We start from the raw sequence: 25,204 nt of genomic DNA, 5'->3' as shown, positions 1-25,204 counted from the left end.
AGAAGGCTCCTTTTACCATGCCACCGAGGCATCGGAGCCCCGCTTGATGACTTGCGTTTCGTTTTCCCACAGCGCCAAGCCGCTACTCAGGTCGGTCAATGTCAGCTGCATGTAATACTCCACCTGCTGCTCATCCGCCACGCGGCGATTGCGCTGGAGAATCTTGCCGGAAAGACTCAGGTCCGGCGCTTGCAAGGTGCCCTTCTTTTCTACTCCGCGCTGGTCGAACTCCTCGGAATCCCGCAATGTGCGCGTGAGCTGGTTCATCTCATCCTCGGGCCCGTCGATGCCCACCGCCGTGGTCGTCACCACACGGCCGGAGCGCAGCAACTGCACCCGAATCTTCTTCACCAGCTGGTCGGTATCCAGGCGCTGCATGGTGTCATTGACGATGCGGCTCACCACCAGCACATAACGCCCGCCGGCGGGATTATCCACCGCGCCGCTGGCCAGCATCGAGGCCACCGCCTCGTCGGCGGCGCTGGCAAAGTCACGGTAATCGAGCTGCATCGAGACCGCGCCTTGATCGTTATCGGGGTCGACATAACGCGTCGGCGCCGCACACCCCGCCAATCCCAGTGCGACCACACTCACAAGACATAACAACGTTTTCATCAAGCATTCCTTCAAAGGTTAGATAACGCTAGAAAGCGCCCCTCTGCGAGGGGCGTCTTCCCTCAAAATCAGGTGGCGTCGGCCACCAGCGAGCTGGTTTCCGTTCCATCCATACGGTATTGCGTGCCTTCGTGTTCGCCTTGCAGGTCGATCAACGACACTTCGGTCGGCCCTTGGGCACTGGGGCGCTTGATATACACCAGGGTGTAGGGCCAATCCGGCAGGCTCAGATCACCCAGTGGCCCCGACGGTGTCTCGAGCGTCAACTCTCCCGATGCCGGCCGCGCGAAACGCGCCACTTCCCAATGATCCGGCGTCGCCTGCCAGCTACGCAGGTCGGCTTGCGTGGTCATCGCCGTGAGCACCGCTGAGCCCAACTGGCCGGCCACGCCCAGGCGTTCGGTCGCCTCGTTTTGCATCAGCGCCTTCACCACCGCCGAGGCCACCGAGCGCCCCAGAATGGCGGGAAAGCGTGACTGCATCTCGGTCTGCACGACCTTGCCCATCGAGGCGAACGACTCGGGGGCGTAACGCTGTCCCTGGGCATCGACCAGCGACAGCGCATCGCCCACCGCGTGGCGATCGGCATAGTCGGGCAAGGCGATGCCTGTATAGGCGGGTGCTTGGGTATTGCCATGAAAAAGCAGCAACGGCACATCAAGGCGCCTTTCCTCGGCGACCGGGCCCAGGCCATTTTCATAGACCACCCAGACCCGTTGCCCCATGCGCTCACGGCTCGTCTCACCGCTGGCAATCGCCTGCGCTAGTTCGGCATCCGCGGCGAGCGGCTCACTTTCGGGGGACATCGCCGCCACGCGCGAGAGCGAGGTCGCGGCACGGTCGATGTCACCGCTTTCGCCACTGGCGAGAAAGTACAACCCATGCAGATAGGTGGCCGAGGGCACGATGAATTCAGGGTAAACACCCCACTGCGAGGGGGCCCCGTATTGCTGGGCGACGCTCTCGTGTAGCGCTTCGCTATCGAGGCTTTGCTGAATGGCTTGCTGCTCGCGGTTGGCATCGGACGCCGCTTGCTCCTCGAGTGCCGCCTTTTGCTCGGCAATTTCCTCAGCGAAAGCAGCCACCGCCCGCCGCGTGCGATCATCGGCACGGTTGAACTCAACCCGCGCGTTGGCATCGTTACCCAACTGCAAGAACGCCAGGCCTTTATAAGTATTCACCAGCACCGCCTCGGCAAGCATCGGCCGGTAATCCCGCTGGGCATCATTGACCAGCACCGCCAGGGCGTTCTCCGCCCCTTTCTCGGCCAAGTTGTCGGTGTCGTTGAGCTTCATGCCCGCCTCGGCTTGATCGTAGAGATCGATGGCCGCTTGCGGCTCCCCCGCCAGGCGATAGGCCTCCGCCTGGTGCAGCAGCTCCAGTACCTGCTCGTCCTGGTCGGGCTCGCCGGGCATCAGGGAAGACGGCGCCATCGCCTCGATCGCCGCCTGATAATCCCCCGCCACATAAGACGTATTGAACGCCTCCATCTGATTGCGATGCTTGTACGAGGCGCACCCCGTCACGCTCGCCGCCAGCAGCGCCAGCACGACCCCTCGCGTTATCGTTTTCATGAAAGTCCCTTGCCTACTGCCTGTTGCCACAGGCGTGTTATTCGTCATTTATTTCATCGCGACGCAAGGCCATGGAGACCTCGCGCCCAGCGGCGGCATAACGCACCGCCCCTATAAATGTCGGCAAGGGCTAATAAAACTTTACCTTTAGGGAGAGAAAAAACGTCGCCGGTCAGTGGCTTGGGCACATACAGATTGCCATGAGCGCAACAGCTGTGCGCACATCGGGGGAAGAAAGCCCCACCTGAAATCAGGCGGGGCCGGTCGTCCGAAACGCTTCGACGATGTCTTGGTCATACCGGATTGACCGGTACCTTCTTAGATTAGGAAGCACAGTCAATGGGCCACAAGCGTCTTTGCGTACCCATGGGTGTCATTCAGCGCCTTTTGTATAAGCTGGCGCGTGTCGCGAGATACGCCAAGCTCATCCGATACCTGACCCCACTGCTGAACACCTTCCATCACCTCTTCGATGACGCGACGTGCCTGCGACCAGCGAGCGAACCCGGCTTGCTCGGCGAGCCGTTGTACAACCCGGCACGGAGGCCGCTTACCATGACCGCAATACGCCGTGGCATGCTCTCCGAAAGGGCTCGGGCTAAACGTGACATCATAAAACGGTGCCAAGGACCATTGACCCGCATCGCCCATGAGAAATGCCCAGTTCTTGCTGTGGTCATCCTGATTGACGGCAAGAAGATTGAAGATTGCCCGCCGAAACAACGCCTGGCCCACCCGGGGGCTGCCGCATAGCACCTGGCCCGCCTTTATCAAGTCTTCGTAGTCCAGTGATGGCAAGCGGAAATCCGCATCCAGCAACCCACAGGCACTATGCAAGTGATAGCGCCCTTGCCCATCCTCCGTGGCGCAATCGAACCGTTTGGTGGCGAGCCAAGCCTCCGCCGCCGACGCAGCGGGAGGCGTCAGCAAGCGCCATTCGGGCACATCGATTCCCGCGCTTGCCGCCATCGAGAGATAAGCCGCCTCACAAAGGCCTTCCTCATGACCGAGCGAGAGCGACGATGACGTGAATTTCACCAGCCAAGGTGAAAGGCCCTCCTGTGGCTGGGTACTAGCGTGCGTTGACGAATCCGATGCGAAATAAAGCTGCGCTTTCGGCCGCGCACCACCGGAACTTCCCGCTTCAGCAAGCGCCTCAAGAACCGTTTCGGTTTGTCCTTCGAACAACTGTCTGGCTTCTTCGCCCAGTCGGCCGATATCAACCCAATGATCGCCCTGCTGATGAACGTAAGGCGATAGCGGACGAAAACGCAGCGCCCCCATACCTCGGTCGCCGACATAGGCCAGGCGATCCATCGCGGTCACTTGCCTTGGAGCTATGCCATGTTGTCGGAAAACGCGATCCATGAGCATCAATCCCCATCCATCAGGCAGGGAATCCGCGAAAAGACCGTGAACGCCATGATGAGGAGACGCCGGTGCCGGATGCAGCTGGGTATCGAAAGGCAACTGAAAAGGCGACAGGCTGTGGTAGTCCTCGATGTACGCAGCATCGTACTGGAAGAACACGCCCTTGCTGTTCTGGGCCAGCATACCGACTCGACATTCACCGCCCTGTTGCAAGCGGCGAACGACCTCCAGTTGCCGCACGGGCTGAAACTCACTCATCAGAAAGCACCTCTTCGATGCTGCGGGGCGTTTGTGTCGGCGTCTCGGCTAGTGCGGAGACACGTTCCAGCCGGTCGACACACTGCCATAGCAGCAGAAACTGGCGCAGCGAGATCTGCCCTGTCGTCTCGAATTTCTTGATCGTGGGGGCCGGCACGCCGCTTTGTTCCGCCAGGCGCTGGCGAGACCATTTAAATTCCCGGCGGCGAGCGCGCACAGCCTGTGCCAGTTCCTCTTGTACGTCCGCCGCCGTGCTCAGTGACAGTCGCATAAGTCACTCCAGAAAAGACCCTATATTATCCATAGTGGCACAATTATCGCCTTTATAGATACTATAATATCCATCATAGCGCTTACGTATCACTCCCCTCCCAACGCCTTACCGCCACCATCGACATGAACTTGCCCTCCTCACTGAACGTCAACCTAAACACACCGTGCGCGCCATCCGGCGTGACGATGCGGCGCAGTGCCGTGGCGGGGAAGCTCACCCGGCGCCCATCCACGCTGGTGGCGATCACGGTTTGCATGGCGCCTTCGTAATGGTAGCGACACGTCTCAAGTGATAGATCGAGCATGATATCCAACGACGGCATGGTAGGCAGGCGCTCCCAACGGGCCAGGGCTGACTATTTATGTGCATGCAGGCCACAGGTGTGCCTTCAAGACCATGTACATAGACAGGGGATAGAAGAAGCGCCTTAGTATACCCAGCGACGGCCCATGAAAAAATTTGCAATTCATCCTAAAGCAAATCCCCCCTGCGCCGATAAATGAGGTAACGGCCAACGGCGCCGTTGTGGCAAGCCCCGGAATTACCGACGGCAGGCCAATGGAGCCCAAACAGAGAGGAAGGAACATCACATGTCAGTGATCAATACGAACATCACGGCCATGATCGGCCAGCAGAACCTGAGCCAGTCACAGAACGCTCTGTCCACGTCCATGGAGCGTCTTTCCTCAGGCTTGAAGATCAATAGCGCTGCGGATGATGCTGCCGGCCAGGCCATCGCCAACCGCATGAGCAGCCAGATCAACGGCCTTGGCCAGGCGCAGAGCAACGCCAACGACGGCATCTCTGTCGCCCAGACCACCGAAGGCGCCCTGAACCAGGTTAACGACAACCTGCAGCGCGTGCGGGAGCTGACGGTTAAGGCGGAAAATGGTACCAACAGCGCCTCCGACCTGTCCTCCATCCAGGACGAGATCGACGCGCGCCTCGGCGAGATCGACCGTATTTCCGAAGAGACCAGCTTCAACGGCGTCAATGTCCTCGCCAAAGACCAGGAAATGGACATTCAGGTTGGTTCAGAAGATGGCCAGACCATCACCATGAACCTTCAGGAAGTCAACTCCGAGACGCTGGGACTGGGTGATTTCAACGTCACAGACAAAACAGTTAACTCGGAAGACTTCGGCAGCACTGTTTCTGACGGTGAGGCCAGCGTTACTGCCAGCTTTGACACTGCCGATATTGCCGATCTGACAGATAGTAGCACCGGTGGTGCAACGGCTGTTTCGGCTGAAGGCAACATCTACGAGAAATCGGATGGCTCTGGTTACGTAGCGCTAGCGGATGACGGCAACTACTATAATGTCGACACAAGCGACGCTAGTGGCTTAACTTTCGATAGTAGCACAGCTGTTGATTCTGCTGACGTCGATACCCAAAGTGGTTCAGTTGATAGTGTACAAGCCGACGTTACTCTCGACACTGCTACTAACCTGGATAGCACTGATCTTACCGAGATTAACGATTCCGAAGGCAACGGTACCGGTGAATACCTACAAGACAATGGTGATGGTACCTACAATATGGTGTCTATCGCTACAAGTGGTGAAGCAACTGCTGGTGACGAAGTTAGTGTGGACCCATTGGCGTCTCTAGACTCTGCGATTAGCAGCGTAGATAGCCAGCGTTCTGAGCTCGGCGCACTGCAGAACCGCTTCGACTCGGCCATCACTAACCTGAGCACCACCGAGACAAACCTCTCCTCTGCTCGCTCGCGCATCGAAGATGCCGACTACGCGGATGAGGTCTCCAACATGACGCGTAACCAGATTCTGCAACAGGCCGGCACCTCCGTGCTGTCCCAGGCTAACCAGCTGCCGCAGAACGCCCTGTCTCTGCTGGGCTAATCCACCAGTCTTCAGCGACAATCTACGTGGTAATAATGAAGCGGGCCCCAAGGGGGCCCGCTTTTTATGCTTCTGCATCATGCCCCGCCACAAACATCGCAAAAGCTTGCTCTCTAGGGGGCTTTTCCTTCCTTTGATAGTTACGTTCCGCTTTATAGTGGTGGTATTGACCATCATCAGCATGTGATCCCTATGTCCAAGAAACGCAATCAACATCACGCCAGCGCTAACAATGCGCTTACCCTGGCGCAGGCTCGCAAGCAGGCCCAGCGCCACCCAACAGACCCTGATACCTGGTTGGCACTAGGGCGCCTACTCGCTGAACAAAAGGACTGGGAGAACGCCAGAGATGCCCTCGAACAGGCACACGGCTTGCGCTCAGAAAACGCCGACCAACAAGCCTGTCTCGGGTATATCGCCTATCATCAAAACCGCACACAAGACGCTATGCATCATTTGCACGATGCGCTGGCACGTAACCCGACACTGGTACTCGCGCGTGTGACGCTCGCCAAGTTTCATATTGATCGCAGTGAATTTCAGCAAGGCCTGGAATATGCACAGCAAGCCTATGAAGCTTCGCCCCAGCACATCCCCAGCATTGATACGCTAGCCAGTGCCCTCAGCGGCCTATTCCGCTACGAAGAAGCACTCGAGCTTTACCGCCGTTTAACCGAGATGGTGCCTCGAGATTTCTCGTTCTGGAATAATGCCGGCAACATGCTGAGAGATCTAGGACGCCTGAACGAGTCCTATAACTATTATAAGCAGGCGAACACAGTAGGCCGTCACCCAATCCCGTATTCCAACCATCTGACAGCGTTACACTACGACCCAAGAATCTCGCGTGAAGAGATCATGGCCTTCGCTAAATCTTGGGAAGAACGTTTCGCGCCAGCTAGCCATCTTGTGCCACCACGGCCAGAGCGTCCTAATGCGGCCTCAGCACAAGCACTACGCCTCGGTTTGCTGTCGGATGGCTTTCGAAAACACCCCGTGGGCAAGATGACCACTCGATGCTTGGAGAACCTCCCCAAGGGGCAGTTCGAGCTTTATTGCTATACCACCAGCGATGCCGTCGACGTTGTCACCAAACGTATTCAGCATTGTGCACAGCATTGGCAACCTATTCGTCACCTAGATGATGATGAACTTGTTAAGCAGATCCACGACGACGAAATCGATATTCTTATCGACCTCTCGGGCCACAACACTGGGTCAAGAATGCGCGCAGTTGCCATGCAACCGGCGCCGCTAATCGTCAAGTGGGTAGGCGGGCTTATCAATACCACGGGCGTGCAAGCCATCGACTACCTGATCAGCGATCATGTCGAGACGCCCGAAGGCGAAGACGAGTACTACACCGAAAAACTCATCCGCATGCCGGATGATTACATCGTCTTCGCCCCCCCCGAACAGCTGCCGGCACTTAGTACGCTCCCGGCCAAGCAAAACGGTTATATTACCCTAGCGTGCTTTAACAACCCTACTAAACTCAACGATGTCACGCTCAAGCAATGGGCAGGCATCATGCATGAACTACCCGATTCTCGGTTACTGCTCAAGGGGCGTCCTTATACCAGCGAGAGCTTCTGCGAGCGCCTGTATACCACACTTGAAGCTGAGGGCATCGCCCGTGAGCGGTTGATCATCGAAGGGCCGGGCAGCAACTATGAGATGCTTGACGCCTACAACCGTGCGGATATCGCCCTCGATCCCTGGCCTTACTCGGGCGGGTTAACGACCTGCGAGTCATTCATCATGGGAGTGCCCGTGGTCACGCTCCCCGGCCCGACCTTCGCCGGCCGCCATAGCGCGACACATCTCGTCCATGCCGGCATGCCGGAGCTGGTGGTCAACAGCTGGGAAAAATACCATGCCCGCGTGATCGAGCTTGCCAGCGACCTGGAAAGCCTGGGTACCATTCGCCAGCACCTACGCGACGTGTTGTTACAATCCCCGGTGTGTGACGGCCCACGCTTCGCTCAGCATTTCACCGATGCCATGCGCGCCATCTGGCAGCGTTACTGTGATGACAAGGCGCCGGCAGCCCTCACGTTCAACAAGGAAGGCGAAGCCCGCTTCGAAGATGAAGACGCCCCGGTAGAGATCCATTACGCCGAGGCGCCCGAGGACGACTCGGAATTTCAGTGGCAATTCGAAGGCAAGCTCATCGCTGTGGACAACGGTGGTCAGTTGCTTGAAAGCGCGGTCATTCGCCAACTACTACAGCGTGAAGCGCTAGAGCTCATCGCTTTGGACCCCAGCAGCCAAGCACTGGATACCTCGCTCAAGCAGCACACAGGCGTTCACTACTATCCCAACACCACATTGGGCGACGGCCAACCAGGCCAACTGCATGCCTGCCTCGATCCCAAGTTAAGCGCCACCCTGGCGCCGCTGGGCAATGAACACCAACCCGAGGCCATTCGCCAAGGCAGCCAGGTACTTACCCAACTACCTCTCAATACCGTCGCGCTCGATAGTATCCAAGGCCTGCCCGACATCGACTGGCTGGTACTGGACGACCTGAACGACGCTACCGCAATTCTCGACAACGGTACCCAAGCGCTGAAAGACACCCTGCTGATCCAGGTGAAGATCGCCTTTCAGCCCACGCACAAGGGCCAACCCAACCTGGCGGAAATTCAACACTGGGCAAGTCGAAACGGTTTTCGGTTTTATCGGCTGCACGAACCGCAACACCGCAGCCACCTCCCCGAGGAGGTGCCGGAGGCACAACGTCAGGCTACCGAGCTGACAAGCGCGGATGCGCTTTTGCTGCCCAGCCATGAACGCATGGCCTCGTTAAGCAATAACCAGAAGACTCGACTCGGGTTTCTACTACATACGGTGTTTGGTGTGAAGGATGTAGTATATAGCCTTTTATACAACACCAATAAAGAAAACTCCCAGAGTTACCTTTACGAAGAAGGGATGCTTGCGCTAGAACGTCAAGAAAAGAAAGTCTTTGAAAACATCCAGGACGTCACCACATACCTTGAAGAAGAGAAGATAAAACCGATAGCAAGCAACCATGTATTACCAGAACGCCTGATTGTTTCTCTTACATCTTACAAAGCACGTTTTAACAACCTGCACCTGACACTGCGCAGTTTATTATTGCAAGAGACACAGCCAGACCTCTTGATACTTTGGATCGCAGAGCACGAGAAAAATGACATCCCAGACAATGTATTGGAGCTTGAGAAATACGGCTTAAACATCCGGTTCTGTAAAGACCTTCGCTCTTACAAAAAGATCATCCCAACCCTAGAAGAATACCCCGACAGCTTTATCGTCACCGCAGACGATGATATCTATTACAAACCGGACTGGCTACTAAAACTAGTGGACAGTTGGGACGGCAGCTACAAAACCGTCACCGCACATAGAGCGCATAAAATGCGCTTCAACAACAAAGGAAATCCTGCTCCTTATCACAGCTGGAAGTGGCAGGTTGGGCCTGAAGAAGCCGCTGATGGTTTTATTGTACCTACAGGCTGCGGGGGCGTTATGTACCCGCCGCACGTTTTCCATGAAGACGTTACCAAATCAGAACTTTTCATGGAACTGTGCCCCGATGCGGATGACATTTGGCTGTACTGGATGGCCTCGCTTAATGGTGCTAAAGCAAAACGATCCGACTATAACTTTCAGTTGGTTGAGTGGCCAAGTAAAGATAGCAAAGGACTTTGGCATTATAACATTACCAAAAAAGGAAATGATGACAAAATAAGGGCAGTATCCGCTCACTACGGACAGTTCTCCCCCTTCCAAACAAAAAGAACAATTCAGCACTTGAAGTATGTAGACTTTCAAAGTGAGACTCATGGTGTGGGCAGACACCTGCTTTCCGATATCAGGTTCTCCAAAAGCACTCCGAAGTACATTGTAAAAGAACTTCTGCAATGGAATGAATACGACATAGTGGACCTGTTTTCAAAAAAGCTAAGCCAAAAAGAAGTAAAAAGGTTTGTTGATATCGGTTCTAACATTGGGGTTTTTTCTATCTTAGCGCTTCAGCACAATGTTGATGTATTAGCCGTAGAAGCGTCACCTACCACTGCAAAGATATTGGAAGAAAACCTTAGCATAAACCAGAAAACCTCAAGCTATGTCGTTCGTAACATAGCTATTGCTGATACTCATGGTGAAGTTAACTTCTACCACAAAGCTGTAGCAGACCCAGGAGCCTCTATTTTTAGAAGCATAGAGAGGGGAAACAAAAAAAGAAAAATTAATAACTTTGAAAAAACAACAAAGCACCCTTTCAGGGAGAAAGCTAAGGAATGGAGCATCAACAGCCATGACTTCATAAAGCTTGACATAGAAGGGGCTGAGATACTTTTCCTTGAAGATGCAATGAATTTTTTCCAAGAAGAACGAATCTACCCATCTCTTTACGTGCAGCTTCACTTCCAAAATTATATAGCAGACGATCCTAAAAGAAATGAAAAAAGAAAGAAAAAAGCTGGAGACATCATAAGATCTATCTCAAAATCTAACTACAGAGTTAGCTTTAGAGTAAGTGAGAACGAGTGGTACAAGGCTGGCAAGAATATAATTGACTCTTACTGGGAGGCAGTTAGCATACGAGAAAAATCAGGCATCCCTAGTCATAGCATTCTCAATATTGACCTCTTCTTAGAGAGTAAACAACTCACACCTTCTTACGTTACTAATAAAGAAACCCTAACATTTGACAATAGGGGCAGCACAGACTCCCCATCATCCCCCAGTTTTCATTTAGATATAAATGGAAGCAAAATAGCTTACACATATATAAGGAAAAATGCATGCTCAGCCTTTAAAGAGCTGTTTAAACACTATTCAAATCACAGCTTTCCCTCTGATAGAAACCCTATAGAGACAATGCTGAAACACCATAAAATAAAAAACCTAGAGGAAGCCAGAAACACAGAATTTCAGGTGGCAGTTTTACGTGACCCGTATGAAAGAATTGCCTCTCTATATAAAAATAAATTCATACAAAGGAGCGGTCACGAGGACATCTTCAAAAACTTCAAAAAAGTTACTGGAGTAGATCCAGAAGACTGCACCTTCAAATTCTTCCTCGAAAACTACTTATCCAATAGCTTTACTTTACTTGACCCTCACGCCTATACACAAAAAAGCCATTTGCTACCAATAACATACAGCCACGTCATTTTAATGAAAAACTTGCTGAGCGAAATGAAGTCTATCATTGGAGAGGAAGCTGCCTTTCACTTTTTTGGGAAACGTGTAAACACATCATCAGTAGAGTCAAAAATGATAACAAATGCTCACACAAAAAGTTCGCATGAGCTTAATAAGATATATAAAGAAGAAGGGGTAATGGCAAGCTCAACCTCATTCTTGAACGATGAAACAAGGGGCCTTATATATAGGATTTACAAAGAAGATTTTGACCTTTTAGAAAGTATTGGTTTCGAGGATAGGTAAAATCTCATCATTCAGGCTTCCCTATAACCAAATTAATACCCGGGAGATCGACTTGAAAACAATCAAATTTTGCGAGGCATGCAGGTATGGTAAAAGCGCCTGTTTGGCATTCACATAAAACCCACCGCTCCCACCGTGAGCTACTCAACGGCCATAGGGCATGCCTGTTGTGGTTCACGGGGCTGAGCGGTTCGGGCAAGTCCACCATCGCCGGTCTAGTGGAAGAAAAGCTGCACGCGATGGGTAAGCGCACGTATCTGCTTGATGGCGACAACGTGCGCCATGGCTTGAACCGGGACCTCGGTTTTTCCGACCAGGACAGAGTTGAGAACATCCGCCGCATTGGTGAGATGTCGCGGCTGTTCGTCGATGCCGGCATGATCACGCTGGCGGCCTTCATCTCCCCCTTCCGTACCGACCGCAATGCCGTGCGGAAGCGAATGACGACAGGCGACTTCGTCGAGGTGTTCATCGATACCCCGCTTGCCACCTGTGAGCAGCGTGATCCCAAAGGCCTGTATCGGCGCGCACGTGATGGGCAAATCAAGGACTTTACGGGGATCGACTCCCCCTATGAGCCACCCGAAGCGCCCGAACTGCATATCGTGAATGACGACATAGCACCGGAAGATTCAGCAACGCAGGTCGTCCACTACCTACAAAGCCACGGCTACTTTCCCCAGCCAGATGTGCAGCCACACGATGAGGCGTAACGAACCCGATCCGGCGCAGTGATGCCGGATCGACCTTCTCTTCGCCTCCGGCCACCAAAAACATCATTAGTACCTAAAGTTCCTTTTACGCATGCCGATAACCGACTAGATACAACGACCGCATCCTCCATGCTCAGGGACACGACATGGCCGTCATCAACTCCAATCTGCTCTCCCTTACGGCCCAACAGCATCAGGGACGCGCCAACAGCCAGTTTTCTTCAACGCTTGAGCGCCTTTCCTCGGGGCTAAAGATCAAGAGTACTGCGGATGATGCTGCCGGTCAGACGATCTGTAACCGTATGGAGGCGAATTTGAACGCCAACGACAGCACCGCCAAGGGCATTAGCCAAAACATGACTAAACATTTATTTCTAGCATTTATTTTCCTACTTTTTCTATCAGGATGTGGTGACGATACAAAGAAGGCTAAAGAGCTAGCAAAGGTCTCTGGGATGAAGGAGCAATACGAAAACTTGGTCGACAGATTTTCGGAAAACTTATTAAAAGAATACGACGATTCAAGCATCACTATAAGCCAAGTAAAGAATACAACAAAGGAAAGTTTCTCCTGGAGTGCCTTCGAAAATATATTCGCAAAAATTTACTCAAAGAAATTCAATTCAAAAGAGATTGACGCCTTAATAAAAGTCAACAGGTCGTCAAAGTCTGCTCAAGGAGCCCTGAACTCTAAAGAGGAACTTGAAGCTTTCAAGAAAGCACAGCAATTATACCCCCGTATCGTTCAAGACGCCAATCACTTAATAAACAAGGAGCTAAAAAAAGCCAAAACCAAAGTTTCTGAAGTCGCTTTTAAAAACGCAATACGCGGTTGAAGGAGGGTTTCCACATGCAGCAAAAAAACGTAAAGTACATTTGGCTAGGTGCCTCTTTGGCATTCTCTATATTTGTCAACTTTTTCAACACAATGCCAGAAGTAGCCTACGCGTCTTTCTTCACAAAGACTTTCGCTATTATCATAGGATCTCTTTGTGGTTGGTGTGGGGCCATAGCAGGAGATGCTATTAGAAGATTCACACACCCAGATGCTTTTTTTACAACAGGGGGTATCTTAAGCATTCTAGGAACTAAAACTTTTTGGCTCATAGGTCCACAATTGATAGGCTTAATAATCGGCACCCTAATAGGCGCTGCTATTATTTATTAACCTCGTATTATAATGGCCCCTGGCTTCTGCACACCCTATACCGTTAATCCTGGGTGTGCTCAGGGTGCCACGTAGTCCAGAGACTGATGTGGCCACTCTTCGTTGTAAAATGCCGGATCCAGCGATTGATCACGACCCTGGCTTTGGCCAGCGATTCGAAACGGTGAAGCCAGATGCACTCCTCCTTCAAGGAGCGGAAGAAGCGCTTCTGTTCCGGTGTATACGGCGTCGTGAACGCCAGCGTGAGACCATAGGCTTTGACCGTGCCCGTATATTGGTGGCTACTGACAACGAGCCCGCTATCAGCGCGATAGTGCCAACGGTTGCTGAACGCAAACTCGTTCGCAAAGCTAGGCTGCATGGCTACGCAACAAAGGCCATGCGCCCTGCTTGGATGCGTCCAAAATCACAATTTCCACGATAGTGCCGTCTTCCGCATAGCTGACATGGGTATTCCAATCTTGCGAGACTTCCTTCGCAATGGCCTTCTCCGAAAGATGCACAACCAGGATATCGTCAGCTTCATCGTACGTAGTGCGCATAGTCATTCCTCCCACTGAAAATGATGCATGACGGTTTTGACGACCAGTCGATCTTCAAGTACCACGGCGGCACATACCAAATTATCGTTGCGCCCTTCCATAGCCTTGGCGATCCATAGCCGCGTATCGTCCTTATAGCGCATCTGGCCGGTTTCCAGAAGCTCACCGAGCAGCACCTCTGTCATACCACGCTGGGCCATACGCTCACGGGCATGCCGGGTAACATATACATCCAAACCGAATCGCCGACAGAACATCAAGGTTCACCTCATTGTATGGTGACCATAATTCTACTGCCTCTGGTCGAGCATTACGAAGCCAGCAATTTACCACCTGTCCAAGCCCACCGGGAACGAGTCCCCTCCCGCGAAAACCGTGCTCGGCTAGCATTTCTCGATGAATGAGACTCTGACATGGAAGATCTTTTTCCTCGGCAAGCTTCTTGAAATACGCAACGGTATCTTCATCTTGAAGCCAGGCGGTATGGTTTAGCTAACCAGAGTCGCTAGCTTAGCTATCACGTCATCCATAACCTCTCGCGGGATGCTCTCCAGCCGCCGCCCCTGACGGGCCTCGATATCCAAGGTCCGCACCTGACCACACAAGACAACACCGGTGGTAGTAGTCCCTGCATCGGCCAGCGACACCGTGAAGCCTCGGGAGCGAGCGAAGCCGCCACCGTTAGTGATCGGCGCAACCAAAGGCGTGCCCATGGCGATATTGAACGCATCCGGCGACACGATCAGCACCGGACGCATACCTTGCTGTTCATGACCCCGAGTGGGGTTGAGCGAAACGAGATAGATGTCACCGCGCCGCATTACAGCAATTCACGACCGACGGGGTCGGCCTCCAGCCACTCGCGTTCGCCAGCAGACATATCTGCCGTGGTATCGCACTGGGCCAGCAGCTCCTCAAGGGAGTATTGTGGCTTGGCCGGTTCCACGATCAAGCGGCCGTGGTCGACTTCGATCTCGACTTGAGAGCCCTCGTGAAGGTTCAGTTGATCGAGCAGTGTACGCGGCACTGACATCATGACAGAGCCGCCGACACGGCGAAGATTGGTAGTGCTCATACAGACCTCCTGCGCATAGCAATACGCTCAAATTATACAAAAATATAACTTATCAGCACACACGGCGCAAGCGCTTGCCCAACGCGCGCCTTCCAGAGTTGCACAGGGTGTATAGCGCAGTTCGGCACGGGAATATTGACCATGCAATGCAATTGCATTACCTTTTCTATATACCACTGCGTTGCCAACGAGCGGAGACCCATCATGAACACAGCCATTGAGGATGATTCCACCCTGACGGATCGCTACCAGACGACTGTACCGGCATCGGTTCGACGTGCACTGAAGCTGAAGCGCCGCGACCGGATTCACTACACGGTCCGCCCCAATGGGGAGGTGGTGCTCTCCCGTGCCAGCGATGAGCCCAGCCAAGATCCCGTGGTGGCTAGCTTTCTGGCATTCCTGGAACGCGATCTACAGGCGCATCCGGAAAATATTCGTCCTGTCGCTGCTGGCACCTTTTCTGAGGCTAAACGCCTGACGTCAGGCATCGAGGTAGACCTCGATGAGGCACTACCAGAAGACGATGACGACGCATGAGCCCTCTGGTGATCAACGGGTGGACGATCTACGCACATCCACTCTTCCTGGCGCAGGTCGAGGCGCTGACCGACAAGGTGAAGCGGCTACAAGCGAAAGACCCGGAGGGATACCGCGCCAAATCCGCCACCAAACGTCTGGCAGCCATTGTTAAACTGGCCTTGCACGACATCCCACAGGATCCATCAGGCCCACAGTATCGACAGGGGAACACGCTCGGAACAGCTCATACCCATTGGCAACGGGCAAAATTCTACCAACAGTACCGGCTATTCTTTCGTTACGACCTCGCCAGCAGGATACTCATCTATGCCTGGGTCAACGACGAATCCACCAAACGTGCCTATGGCAGCAAGTACGACGCTTATGCTGTCTTCCACAAGATGCTTAAGAGCGGCAATCCACCGGATAGCTGGGATGACTTGTGGGAAGCGGCTAGCAGTGACGGCGAACGCATCCAAACGCTGTTGGGCTCGAACGCGTCACGATAAAAGGTGGCAAAAAACCATCGGGAACAAGTTCCCTCCCACGAAAGCCTTACCCGGCTAGCATTTGCGCTTCAATAGCCTTCCAGAGAGAATCGTCATCGGATAGGTTCTCTTCGCTGCGATTAACTGCCGATAGTAACCGATGGATCGCCTTTCAACAGGCTTTGCAGCGTGGCCCGGCTCATCGTCTCTGTCGTGCATCTTGCCGGTTTCCAGCCACGCACCGAGCATACGTATTTACCCCACTCCCCATCCTGTCTATCTATGATATAAGGGAACCATGGTCGTTATCGGTAGCGCTTCCGGCGCACCTATCCTATGCGGCCTGGCAGCGCAAGCACCGCTTATAAGAACGATTAAAATCAAATAAAGCTATTACAATAAAAACGAATAAACCCCGTACATCGCCCCGGCAATGGACTCATAGGTACGCGTATGCTGTCACACCAATACTCAGGCAATCACCTGGCGGGCGTTCTTCGCGCTCTGATCGCCAAAGAGCACACCATCACGGTGTTTTCCAAGAAAACGACCAAGCCGCTTCAGGGCAAGATCCTCAACCTAGATATGGACACAGGGGCTTTTGAGCTTAGTGTCTCCGATGAAAAGGCCGACATAGAGTCGTATATCTACCAAGGGTATTTGTCCTTCGATGTCGAGATCTCCGCGTCATCCGACGAGGAAGACACGGATATCTACAATTTCGAGAAGATCAAGGCCCAGCCACTCAAGAAGGAGGCCGATTCCTACGAGATCAAGTGCCAACTGGCAGATGCATTGTTCACGGAGGAAACACGCGGTGCGGTGCGCATTCCTCTGATCCTGGGCATGTACGCGCGTGCCACGCTCGAGGTGTTCGCCAATGAGTTGACCATCAAGGGGCGGCTGCGCAATATCTCGACCGGCGGCTGCATGATCGATATCGCCATGGAAGACAGCCTGCCGCTTTACGTCAACCAGGTGCTGCCCAGTGTCACGCTGGAGTTTCCCAATGGCGAGTATTTCTACGCCCGAGGGCGCATACGCCATATGCGCCCTTTCGGTAGCGAGGGACATGCGGCCCTGGGCATTCAATTCGTCGAGGTGGGGCGCGACATGGAGAATGTGCTGTTCCATGTCGTTTCCGAGTCTGAACGTGAGGCCGCTTACCGGGCCGGCGTCGATGGCCGCAGTGTCAGCCAGTCGGCCGTTTACATCCCCCGGAAAAAGGAAGATAGCATTCTGAAAAATGCCAGCCAGAAGCCGAATGACTCTCCCAACGCCCCGCCGATGGTCAAGGGCGTGCGGACCATCGCGCGCCAACTTCAGGCCGTGCTGATCTTCATCAAGAACTGGAATGCCTTTCCCGAAGAGACGCTTTACGACTGTACCGATTCGTTGCTCTATCTCGTCCGGCAGAATCGCAAGGAGCTGTTGTACGCGCTTTCCTTCCTGCGCGATCAACCGGAGTGGGTACGGCATGCCATCCAGGTGGCCGGCTGTCTCGCGGATATGGTCGCGTCGCGTGATCCGCATTCACCGCACTTGCGCGAGGCCGTGGCGGGCACTTTGATGCATACGATGGGCAAGCCGCTTTTGATGAGCGAAAAGTTGCCCTCGCTGAAGACCAACATGACGCCGCAGCAAAAAGAGATACTCCTTGGCCATGTCGATAAACTGCTCGAGAAGATCTCGGAACTGGGCTGGCAACCCAGTGATGGATGTCTGGATATCATCCAGAACGCCAACGAACTGCTCGACGGCAGCGGGTACCCCGCCGGCAAGACGAGTGATCAGCTTTCCGAACTGGTGAAGCAGCTCTCGGTCATCAAGGTGATCAATAAGCTCACCCACGAGCGCAATAACGTATCACCGCGTACACCGTTGGATACCTATCGCTGGGTGCATGAAAATGACACGCAGTACGAGCACGCCGTCATTATCGACTATATCCAGCAATACGGTTTGTATCCAATCGGCAGCCTGGCCAAATTTTCCCGGGGATTTCTCGCCTGGGTCATGGATATCGACAGCAAGGGAAAGCCCACCCACGTCCATGTTGTCAAGAATTTAGCGTTCATCGATGCCCGTATCGATACGTACCTTTCATCCAATGATTTTATTCAGATAGGCCGGCTCGTCAGTATCGTCAACCCGAACGATCTCCGTGTCGATCATAAGCATTGAATCAAGCAGAACAACGCGAATTAAAGCTCAGGGCGAATGGGCCGATAAGGTTCTCGTGGGTACCGCAACCGCCTTGACGCATTGTGAATACCGACACTCGCTGTGTATGACGCTTGCCCCTGGCGAGCCTTGGGCCAGCTTGGCTGGCCCTTTTTGTCATCGTAATTTCGTGGCCTTCTACTACCAAGGCGTTGTCATGTCTTCTCCCCGTACCCAAATCACCGTCAATGAACTGAATGACGAGATCGTGCCGCGCCTCGATCTGGTCGAGAAGTTGATCAATACGACCCTGGCGTCGCTCATCGAAACCACCGAATCCTTCGAGGAGCGCGCCCGACGCGAAGATCAAAAACGCCGCTTCGAGTTGATGCTGCTATCCATCCGCATGAATGTCGCCAGTGTATCGCGCCGCCATGCGACGGTGATCCGCGCCGCCCAGAACGACGACCGCAATGGCGGTTCTCTCTTGCAGTTGGATGAAAACGAGGCCATTGCCCTGGATAACGCAAGATTGTTGTACGATCAGGTTAAGGCGCATGCGCGCTAGGCTTTGTACGAAAACTGCCTGTGCTCGTTCGTACTTTAGGCTGGGGATGCTTGATTTTTTCTTGTGATGCGTTAAACCTGCTGAACTTCTTTGAATGTGGCTAGACACCATGCGGACATTACTGCGCAGTCAAGTCTTCCTCGCCGTGCTATGGGGCGCGGTCATGGCGACCCTGCCGTACACGACGTACAAGATATTGCTATTTCAACGCCAGGCACCGTCACTATTCAGCGCCCACTTGCCCGCGTTGCTCTTTGCCAATATTGCCATCATCGTACTGCTGGTCGGCACATTGCTGCTGGTCACCTCTGCTCATTGGCAGCTCCGCCAACCTAGCGCGTCGCGGGTGAGCAGTGAACGACCGGAACCCGCTCGCCAGGCCCCCTCTCGCTCTACAACACCACAGCGCTCGAGGGCCGAGGCCCCCGTCGAGGGCGCCGCCGCGACTGGCCTGCAATTAGTCGAGATCGGGACGGAGAGTCCTCTACAGAGTCGTTTGCCCATCGGCGCAGTGGTGGAGTCGGTCAACGGTACACCTGCGACATCGCTCGCAGCGGCGGAGTCGGTGCTCAAACCGGGGGTCAATGAAATCGACTGGCGAGATGATACCGGCAAGCGCAATATGGCGTATGTAATGGTCCGCGACGGTAAGCTACATGCCGAGTTTCGCTCCGTTTAATACTACAGCATTAAAAAAGCCGTTAAAGTCTGGTCTATCATGGCCGATAACTGCTAAACAAGGATATTATCGGCGTTTATCACGCTAACGGTAGCGAAGAAAAACAAGGCGAGGCATCCGATGACCCATATCGGTACATTCATCACCGAATCCGACACCAGTATTCAAGAGAAGCTGAACCACGCCCTCGAAACACTCCTCGAGCGCGACGCCCCTCTGCTCAAGGCGTCGGCGACGGAGCGTTCGCTCTCCTTCCGCTTGGCCATGTATCTGCAACAGGCATTTCCCGATTGGGATATCGATTGCGAATACAATCGCTGGGCAGGCCCCTGCAAGCGCACCCGCCATATGACGAGCGTGACCAATACCGCCGATACAGATGCGCGTACCGCCTACCCCGACATCATCATCCATCATCGCGGAACCCACGAGAACCTCGCCGCCATCGAAGTGCAGAAAAGTACCAATAGCTTCGGTAAGCATCAGGACATCAAGAAGATCCAGGCTTACAAGCGCGATAGCAACTTTCGGCATGCTTTTTTCGTCGGCATCGGTGTCGGCGACGATGCCGGGCACACGAACATCGACATGATGACATGATTCCGCGAGCTACCATGTTTTAAGCCTCAACCACCTGAGCGCTGCAACGCTCAACAACAAAAGCGATAACAACGCAGGGGGACGCATATGTCGTCGAACATTCCTGAATTTCCCGTCAACAGCGGTCCCGCCACCGCCAACATCACACCCAACCCGCTGAGCGGTCGCCAGCGACTGGACATGGCCTTGGCCCATATCCAACCCGACGATGACGTACAGGGAGCCTCGGCGCCCTCGGCCTTGACCATGAGCGAGCTCGTCCAGCCCGTTGACCGCGTCAACGAAGTCATGAGCGCCTACAGCGTCCAGTTCGAGCTCTCGGAATACGAGGGGCGGATCGTGACACGTATCGTCGATCGCGACAGCCAGGAACTGATCCGTCAGATTCCCAGCGAGGAAGTGCTGCGTATCGCCGAAACCCTGGAGCAACGCCAGGGCCGGTTGGTCGACTGGGAAGTGTAATTAAGAAGGCCGGCACCGAGAGGCCATGCATAGCTTCGACGGTGTCGCGCTTGCAGGTCTGCATCAGTAATACCTTTCTCCCCTACCCCATCAATAAACAAAACCTTGAGTCAGCCCCCGCACTTGCACAGACAGTCCGCAAACCGCACCATTAGCGTCTAGTAGAAAAACTTCTAGCGTTATATCTTTTCGCTCAAAAATCTGACTTCCTTGCATACCAACGAGACCCGGATGCTCAAGCGTTACTTTCCCATCGCCGAGTGGCTGCCAAGCTATGATCGCCACACGCTATCCCAGGATCTCTTCGCCGCCGTCATCGTCACCTTGATGGTCATTCCGCAAGCGCTGGCCTATGCCCTGCTCGCCGGGCTTCCAGCGGTGACGGGCCTGTACGCCAGCATGCTGCCGTTGGTGGCGTATACCATCTTCGGCACCAGCCGCACGCTGGCAGTGGGGCCAATGGCGATCGTCGCCCTGATGACGGCTGCGGCGTTATCGGGCATCGTCGCCACGGGGACCGTCGCCTACAGCGAGGCCGCCGCGACACTGGCGTTCTTGTCCGGCGTCATGCTGATGCTGATGGGCATCTTCCGGCTGGGCTTCTTCGCCAACTTCTTGAGCCATCCAGTCGTTTCCGGCCTGCTCAGCGCCTCGGGCGTATTGATCGCCACCAGCCAGTTGGGCAATCTTCTGGGCATCACGATGTCCGGGTTCACGCTGATCGAACAGCTCACCGGCCTGGTCGCGCATTGGGAGGATTTCAACGTACTCACGGCGTTGATCGGTCTCGGCTCACTGGCGTTTCTGATGGTGATGCGCCGCGCCGGCCCCACGCTGCGCCGCCTGGGCATGACCGCCACGCTGAGTGGCTTCATCACCAAGGCTGGGCCGATCATTGCTGCCATGATCTCGACTCTGCTGGTATGGGCATTCAATCTGGAAGCGCACGGCGTCGCCGTGGTCGGCGATATTCCGCGCCATCTACCGCCGCTGGCGTTGCCCTCGCTCGACCCGACCCTGATCAGCACACTGCTGATGCCGGCGTTTCTGATCAGCCTGGTGGGTTTCATCGAATCGGTGTCGCTGGCACAGATGCTGGCCGCCAAGCGTCGCCAGCGCATCTCGCCCGACCAGGAGCTCTTCGCGCTGGGTGGCAGCAATATCGCCGCCGCCGTGAGCAGCAGCATGCCGGTAACGGGCAGCCTGTCGCGTACGGTGATCAACTTCGATGCTGGCGCGCGCACACCGGCCGCAGGCAGCTTCGCCGCACTGGGCGTGGCCCTGGTGACGCTCTATCTCACGCCGTTAATTCACTTTCTGCCCATCGCCACGCTCGCCGCCAGCATCATCGTCTCGACCTTCACGTTGCTCGACGCGCACGGCCTCAAGCGTACCTGGCACTACTCGAAGCGTGACTTCGCCGCCATGCTGGCGACCATCGTGCTGACCTTCGTCAGCGGCGTTGAAGTTGGCGTGATGGTCGGCGTAGGGCTATCGCTGGCGCTGTTTCTCTACACCACCAGTCGTCCGCACAGCGCGCTGGTGGGCCGCGTTCCCGGCACCGAGCACTTTCGCAACGTCGAGCGCTACACCACCGAGAATGACCCGCGCGTGGCGCTGCTACGCGTCGACGAGAGCCTTTACTTCGCCAACGCGCGCTATCTCGAGGACACCGTCTACGCCATGGTCGCCGAACGTCCGGCACTCAAGCATGTGGTATTGATCAGCTCGGCGGTCAACCTGATCGACGCCTCGGCGCTGGAAAGCCTGGAAGCCATCAATTCCCGACTCGACGACTCGCAGGTCAAGTTGCATCTCGCCGAAGTGAAAGGCCCGGTGATGGACAAGCTCAAGCACAGCGACTTCCTCGATCACCTTACCGGTGACGTCTTCCTCAGCACCTATCACGCCTGGGAAGCGCTGCGAGACGAAGACACCGTGGTGACGCCACTGGATAGCGACACCCGCCAGGACTAGGTCTAGGCGAGAGCTAGGCCTCGACCAGGGCCATCACCCTGTTGGCACTGCGCGACGTATTGATGAACAGGAAGTCGTCGATCATCTTGCCGTCCGTGGCGACCACGCCCGGTCGCCGCGCGGCGTACTTCGAATCTGGCCACAAGATAGTGCTTCAAGTCAGGCAGTGATGTTCTGATCCGAATCTCGAAAGTTTCACTCCGCTTCACTTTTTCACCGACGAACCCTTTCCACGAACGGGTTGAGGCTTTCTCAGGCCGGCATTTCGGCCCCTGAGATCGGCCTCATCCATAGGGCGAAATAGCTTCTACTACTTTTTGCCTAATTAAAAATGTTCGGATCCGCGCCACAATGATCTAACTCGAACACTGGTGAGCGGATACGAACATGCGCAACGAAACCTACGATCTGATTGTCATCGGCGGCGGCATCAACGGCGCAGGCATCGCGCGTGATGCTGCAGGCCGTGGACTGTCAGTGCTAGTCGTCGAGGCGGATGATCTTGCCAGCCATACGTCTTCGGCTTCGACCAAGCTGATCCACGGTGGCTTGCGTTATCTCGAGCAGTACGAATTCAAGCTCGTGGCCAAGGCCCTCTCCGAGCGCGAAATACTGCTCAAGGCTGCGCCGCACATCATCTGGCCGATGCGTTTCATCCTGCCTCACCAGAAGCACCTGCGGCCGGCCTGGATGATTCGAACCGGGCTTTTCATGTACGACCACCTCGGTGGACGCCAGACGCTAGCGGGCTCGCATGGCATCAAGTTCGCCGACCACCCGGCCGGGGCGCCACTGAAATCCGAGTTCACCAAGGGCTTCGTCTACTCGGACGCCTGGGTTCAGGATGCGCGACTGGTGGTGCTCAATTGCATGGACGCAGCCAGCCGTGGCGCCTGCATCATGACGCGTACTCGTGCCGAAGCGGCGGTACGCGGCACCGACGGATGGACCATCACCCTGCGTACCGCCGAGGGCGAAACGACGCAAGTCGCCGCCCGCGGACTGGTCAATGCGGCCGGGCCCTGGGCCGTGCGTTTTCTCGAAGAAGTCGCTTCGTTGGATCACACGTATTCGCTGCGCCTGATCAAGGGCAGTCATATCGTCGTGAACAAACTGTTCGACCACGGCTACTCCTATATCTTCCAGCAACCCGATGGCCGCATCGTATTCGCCATTCCCTACGAGGGCGACTTCACCCTCATCGGGACGACCGATATCGAGCATGAGGGCGCTCCCAGCGATATCGCTATCGAGAAGGACGAAATCGGTTATCTATGCGAGTCGGCCAATCGCTATTTCGAACAGCCTATCGGTCCCGACGATATCGTCTGGAGCTATTCAGGCGTTCGTCCCCTGCTCGATGATCGTGAGGACAGTGCCAGCGAGATCACGCGCGATTACCGCATTCAACTCGAGACATCCGGCGGCGCCGTGCTGCTCAACGTCTTCGGCGGCAAGCTGACGACCTATCGACGTCTAGCCGAGGACGCCGTCGATCAACTGGCACCTGAACTCGGCAACCAGGAAAAAGCCTGGACCGGTCACGGCCACCCACTACCCGGCGGCGAAGAAGCGAAACCACAGCACCTGTTCGAATCGCTCCAAGCCAGTCACCCCTTCATTCCATTGGGCATGGCCAATCGCATGGTCTTCAACTACGGCACCCGGGTCACGAACATCGTCGGTGATGCAAAAAGCCTGGACGATCTAGGTGAGCATTTTGGCGCCGACTTGTATGCCGCCGAAGTCGATTACCTGTGCGATCACGAATGGGCGCGCACAGCCGAGGACATTCTCTGGCGGCGATCCAAGCTGGGACTGCGTCTCGATGAGAGCGCACAACAACGGCTCGCCGATTACCTCACCCGTTCCTTCGCTCGGCCCACCAAGGCCAAGCCAGAAACTTAGGAACGGACCCAGCCGTCGTGAAGAACGACGCGAATACAACTGCCATCGACACGCGTGGCACAACAAAAAAAGGAGGAAAACAATGACTCGCCAACCCATTGCCCATATTCCCATCGACGTTGCAGGACATTCGTATCTCGCCTTAGCCAACCGTGACACTCATTACTTCAGGGCATATCCATGGGAATTGTAGAAACGATACTAGTCCACGAGATCGCTGGCACGGCATTCCTGACACTACTGGGTTGCGGTGTGGTGGCCAACGTTCTACTGAACAAGACGAACGGTAACGGCAGCGATGGCATCGTGATCTTCTTCGGCTGGGGGCTTGCCGTGTTCTGCGGTGTGTACGTTGCCTACGACACCGGTGCGCACCTCAATCCAGCCGTGACTCTCGGTTTACTCATTGGCCCGGCCAAAGAATATGCCGATGGCATTCCGATCAATTTCGTCACGACCATCACCTACTTTGTGGCCGAGTTCATCGGTGGTTTTCTGGGGGCTGTCGTTTGCTATCTGGCATACAAAAAACAGTACGATGGCACCGAAGATGGCGCGATCAAACTCGCCACTTTTTCCACGGCACCGACCATCCGATCCTATGGCTGGAATCTGATCAGCGAGATAATCGGCACATTCGTGCTGATCTTCGTGATCATCATGTTCGGCCACACGCCGTCCGGCCTCGGGCCCTTGGCGGTCGCATTATTGGTGGTCTCTATCGGGGCTTCGCTGGGCGGCCCCACCGGTTATGCCATCAATCCGGCGCGCGATCTCGGCCCGCGCATTGCCCACGCCATATTGCCGATCCAGAACAAGGGCCCTAACGACTGGCGCTATGCTTGGGTTCCGGTGGTCGGCCCTGTCATCGGTAGTGCTATGGCGGCACTTTTTGCCTACGCCTACTAACCGTCCAGATTGATCATTTTTTCGC

26 protein-coding genes are annotated in these 25,204 nt (G+C 55.0%); 15 read left to right on the top strand and 11 right to left on the bottom strand.

Going from position 1 to position 25,204, the window contains the following annotated elements; translation table 11 throughout:
* Positions 1–12 precede the first annotated feature (12 nt).
* The 5 genes from lpoB to LUN51_RS06380 all read right to left on the bottom strand — a co-directional run bounded on the left by lpoB (position 13) and on the right by LUN51_RS06380 (position 4,414).
* Positions 13–615, bottom strand: a complete 603-nt coding sequence (lpoB, locus tag LUN51_RS06400) for a penicillin-binding protein activator LpoB (RefSeq protein WP_277810591.1) — start codon at positions 613–615, stop codon at positions 13–15.
* 68 nt (positions 616–683) lie between these two features.
* A complete protein-coding gene (locus LUN51_RS06395) occupies positions 684–2,189 on the bottom strand; it encodes a COG3014 family protein (protein ID WP_277810590.1) in 1,506 nt (501 codons plus the stop codon).
* Positions 2,190–2,525: 336 nt separating this feature from the next.
* The gene (locus LUN51_RS06390) at positions 2,526–3,818 is read right to left on the bottom strand and encodes a type II toxin-antitoxin system HipA family toxin (protein ID WP_277810589.1); all 1,293 of its coding nucleotides are present in this window, start codon (positions 3,816–3,818) and stop codon (positions 2,526–2,528) included.
* Positions 3,811–4,089: a transcriptional regulator gene (locus LUN51_RS06385; protein WP_097023593.1), complete on the bottom strand. Its 279-nt coding sequence runs from the start codon at positions 4,087–4,089 to the stop codon at positions 3,811–3,813. The genes LUN51_RS06390 and LUN51_RS06385 overlap by 8 nt, the downstream gene beginning before the upstream one ends.
* Before the next feature lie 82 nt (positions 4,090–4,171).
* The gene (locus tag LUN51_RS06380; RefSeq protein WP_261507124.1) at positions 4,172–4,414 is read right to left on the bottom strand and encodes a DUF2835 domain-containing protein; all 243 of its coding nucleotides are present in this window, start codon (positions 4,412–4,414) and stop codon (positions 4,172–4,174) included.
* Between the two features lie 268 nt (positions 4,415–4,682).
* Here LUN51_RS06380 and LUN51_RS06375 point away from each other — a divergent pair, with 268 nt between their 5' ends.
* The 5 genes from LUN51_RS06375 to LUN51_RS06355 all read left to right on the top strand — a co-directional run bounded on the left by LUN51_RS06375 (position 4,683) and on the right by LUN51_RS06355 (position 13,286).
* Entirely contained in the window at positions 4,683–5,957 is a 1,275-nt protein-coding gene (locus tag LUN51_RS06375) for a FliC/FljB family flagellin (RefSeq protein ID WP_277810588.1), read from the top strand.
* Between the two features lie 192 nt (positions 5,958–6,149).
* A complete protein-coding gene (locus LUN51_RS06370) occupies positions 6,150–11,405 on the top strand; it encodes an FkbM family methyltransferase (protein ID WP_277810587.1) in 5,256 nt (1,751 codons plus the stop codon).
* Between the two features lie 86 nt (positions 11,406–11,491).
* A complete protein-coding gene (gene cysC, locus LUN51_RS06365; protein WP_277810586.1) occupies positions 11,492–12,118 on the top strand; it encodes an adenylyl-sulfate kinase in 627 nt (208 codons plus the stop codon).
* 146 nt (positions 12,119–12,264) lie between these two features.
* Positions 12,265–12,954, top strand: coding sequence for a hypothetical protein (locus LUN51_RS06360; protein ID WP_277810585.1), 690 nt, complete (start codon positions 12,265–12,267; stop codon positions 12,952–12,954).
* 14 nt (positions 12,955–12,968) lie between these two features.
* Entirely contained in the window at positions 12,969–13,286 is a 318-nt protein-coding gene (locus tag LUN51_RS06355) for a hypothetical protein (RefSeq protein WP_277810584.1), read from the top strand.
* A gap of 43 nt (positions 13,287–13,329) precedes the next feature.
* Here LUN51_RS06355 and LUN51_RS17435 read toward each other — a convergent pair whose 3' ends face one another.
* From LUN51_RS17435 to LUN51_RS06335, 5 genes are all read right to left on the bottom strand, one after another.
* Positions 13,330–13,647 carry an integrase core domain-containing protein gene (locus LUN51_RS17435; protein ID WP_431355564.1) on the bottom strand — a complete coding sequence of 106 codons (318 nt, stop codon included), beginning with the start codon at positions 13,645–13,647 and terminating at the stop codon, positions 13,330–13,332.
* Positions 13,637–13,828, bottom strand: coding sequence for a DUF2283 domain-containing protein (locus LUN51_RS06350; protein ID WP_075368643.1), 192 nt, complete (start codon positions 13,826–13,828; stop codon positions 13,637–13,639). Before LUN51_RS06350 ends, LUN51_RS17435 begins: the two co-directional genes overlap by 11 nt.
* Positions 13,829–13,830: 2 nt before the next feature.
* The gene (locus LUN51_RS06345) at positions 13,831–14,064 is read right to left on the bottom strand and encodes a DUF4258 domain-containing protein (RefSeq protein WP_277810583.1); all 234 of its coding nucleotides are present in this window, start codon (positions 14,062–14,064) and stop codon (positions 13,831–13,833) included.
* A 252-nt stretch (positions 14,065–14,316) separates the two neighbouring features.
* A complete protein-coding gene (locus LUN51_RS06340; RefSeq protein WP_277810582.1) occupies positions 14,317–14,649 on the bottom strand; it encodes a type II toxin-antitoxin system PemK/MazF family toxin in 333 nt (110 codons plus the stop codon).
* Positions 14,649–14,903, bottom strand: a complete 255-nt coding sequence (locus LUN51_RS06335) for an AbrB/MazE/SpoVT family DNA-binding domain-containing protein (RefSeq protein ID WP_277810581.1) — start codon at positions 14,901–14,903, stop codon at positions 14,649–14,651. The genes LUN51_RS06340 and LUN51_RS06335 overlap by 1 nt, the downstream gene beginning before the upstream one ends.
* 204 nt (positions 14,904–15,107) lie before the next feature.
* Between LUN51_RS06335 and LUN51_RS06330 the strand changes: the two genes are divergently transcribed.
* The 8 genes from LUN51_RS06330 to LUN51_RS06295 all read left to right on the top strand — a co-directional run bounded on the left by LUN51_RS06330 (position 15,108) and on the right by LUN51_RS06295 (position 22,362).
* Positions 15,108–15,443 carry a type II toxin-antitoxin system PrlF family antitoxin gene (locus tag LUN51_RS06330; RefSeq protein WP_277810580.1) on the top strand — a complete coding sequence of 112 codons (336 nt, stop codon included), beginning with the start codon at positions 15,108–15,110 and terminating at the stop codon, positions 15,441–15,443.
* Complete coding sequence (locus LUN51_RS06325) at positions 15,440–15,934, top strand: type II toxin-antitoxin system YhaV family toxin (RefSeq protein WP_277810579.1); 495 nt, start codon at positions 15,440–15,442, stop codon at positions 15,932–15,934. The genes LUN51_RS06330 and LUN51_RS06325 overlap by 4 nt, the downstream gene beginning before the upstream one ends.
* 432 nt (positions 15,935–16,366) lie before the next feature.
* The gene (locus LUN51_RS06320) at positions 16,367–18,097 is read left to right on the top strand and encodes a PilZ domain-containing protein (protein ID WP_277810578.1); all 1,731 of its coding nucleotides are present in this window, start codon (positions 16,367–16,369) and stop codon (positions 18,095–18,097) included.
* 196 nt (positions 18,098–18,293) lie between these two features.
* Positions 18,294–18,644 (top strand): hypothetical protein, encoded by a 351-nt coding sequence (locus LUN51_RS06315; RefSeq protein WP_277810577.1) that lies wholly within the window; start codon positions 18,294–18,296, stop codon positions 18,642–18,644.
* Positions 18,645–18,738: 94 nt separating this feature from the next.
* Positions 18,739–19,323, top strand: a complete 585-nt coding sequence (locus LUN51_RS06310; RefSeq protein ID WP_277810576.1) for a hypothetical protein — start codon at positions 18,739–18,741, stop codon at positions 19,321–19,323.
* 120 nt (positions 19,324–19,443) lie between these two features.
* Entirely contained in the window at positions 19,444–19,923 is a 480-nt protein-coding gene (locus LUN51_RS06305) for a hypothetical protein (protein ID WP_277810575.1), read from the top strand.
* 87 nt (positions 19,924–20,010) lie between these two features.
* Positions 20,011–20,385 (top strand): flagellar protein FlaG, encoded by a 375-nt coding sequence (locus tag LUN51_RS06300; protein ID WP_277810574.1) that lies wholly within the window; start codon positions 20,011–20,013, stop codon positions 20,383–20,385.
* 231 nt (positions 20,386–20,616) lie between these two features.
* The gene (locus LUN51_RS06295; RefSeq protein WP_277810573.1) at positions 20,617–22,362 is read left to right on the top strand and encodes a SulP family inorganic anion transporter; all 1,746 of its coding nucleotides are present in this window, start codon (positions 20,617–20,619) and stop codon (positions 22,360–22,362) included.
* A 13-nt stretch (positions 22,363–22,375) separates the two neighbouring features.
* On the opposite strand, the gene LUN51_RS06290 is transcribed toward LUN51_RS06295, so the two are convergent.
* Complete coding sequence (locus LUN51_RS06290; protein ID WP_277810572.1) at positions 22,376–22,507, bottom strand: hypothetical protein; 132 nt, start codon at positions 22,505–22,507, stop codon at positions 22,376–22,378.
* Between the two features lie 242 nt (positions 22,508–22,749).
* Between LUN51_RS06290 and glpD the strand changes: the two genes are divergently transcribed.
* Positions 22,750–24,270: a glycerol-3-phosphate dehydrogenase gene (gene glpD, locus LUN51_RS06285; protein WP_277810571.1), complete on the top strand. Its 1,521-nt coding sequence runs from the start codon at positions 22,750–22,752 to the stop codon at positions 24,268–24,270.
* 180 nt (positions 24,271–24,450) lie between these two features.
* Positions 24,451–25,179: an MIP/aquaporin family protein gene (locus tag LUN51_RS06280; protein ID WP_261507143.1), complete on the top strand. Its 729-nt coding sequence runs from the start codon at positions 24,451–24,453 to the stop codon at positions 25,177–25,179.
* Positions 25,180–25,204 lie beyond the last annotated feature (25 nt).

Origin of the sequence: Chromohalobacter canadensis, assembly GCF_029544075.1 — a bacterium.
In the GTDB taxonomy this organism is placed as follows: Bacteria; Pseudomonadota; Gammaproteobacteria; order Pseudomonadales; family Halomonadaceae; genus Chromohalobacter; species Chromohalobacter canadensis_A.
Note: the sequence above shows the minus strand (reverse complement) of the source record. Positions and strands in the feature narration are given on the sequence as shown.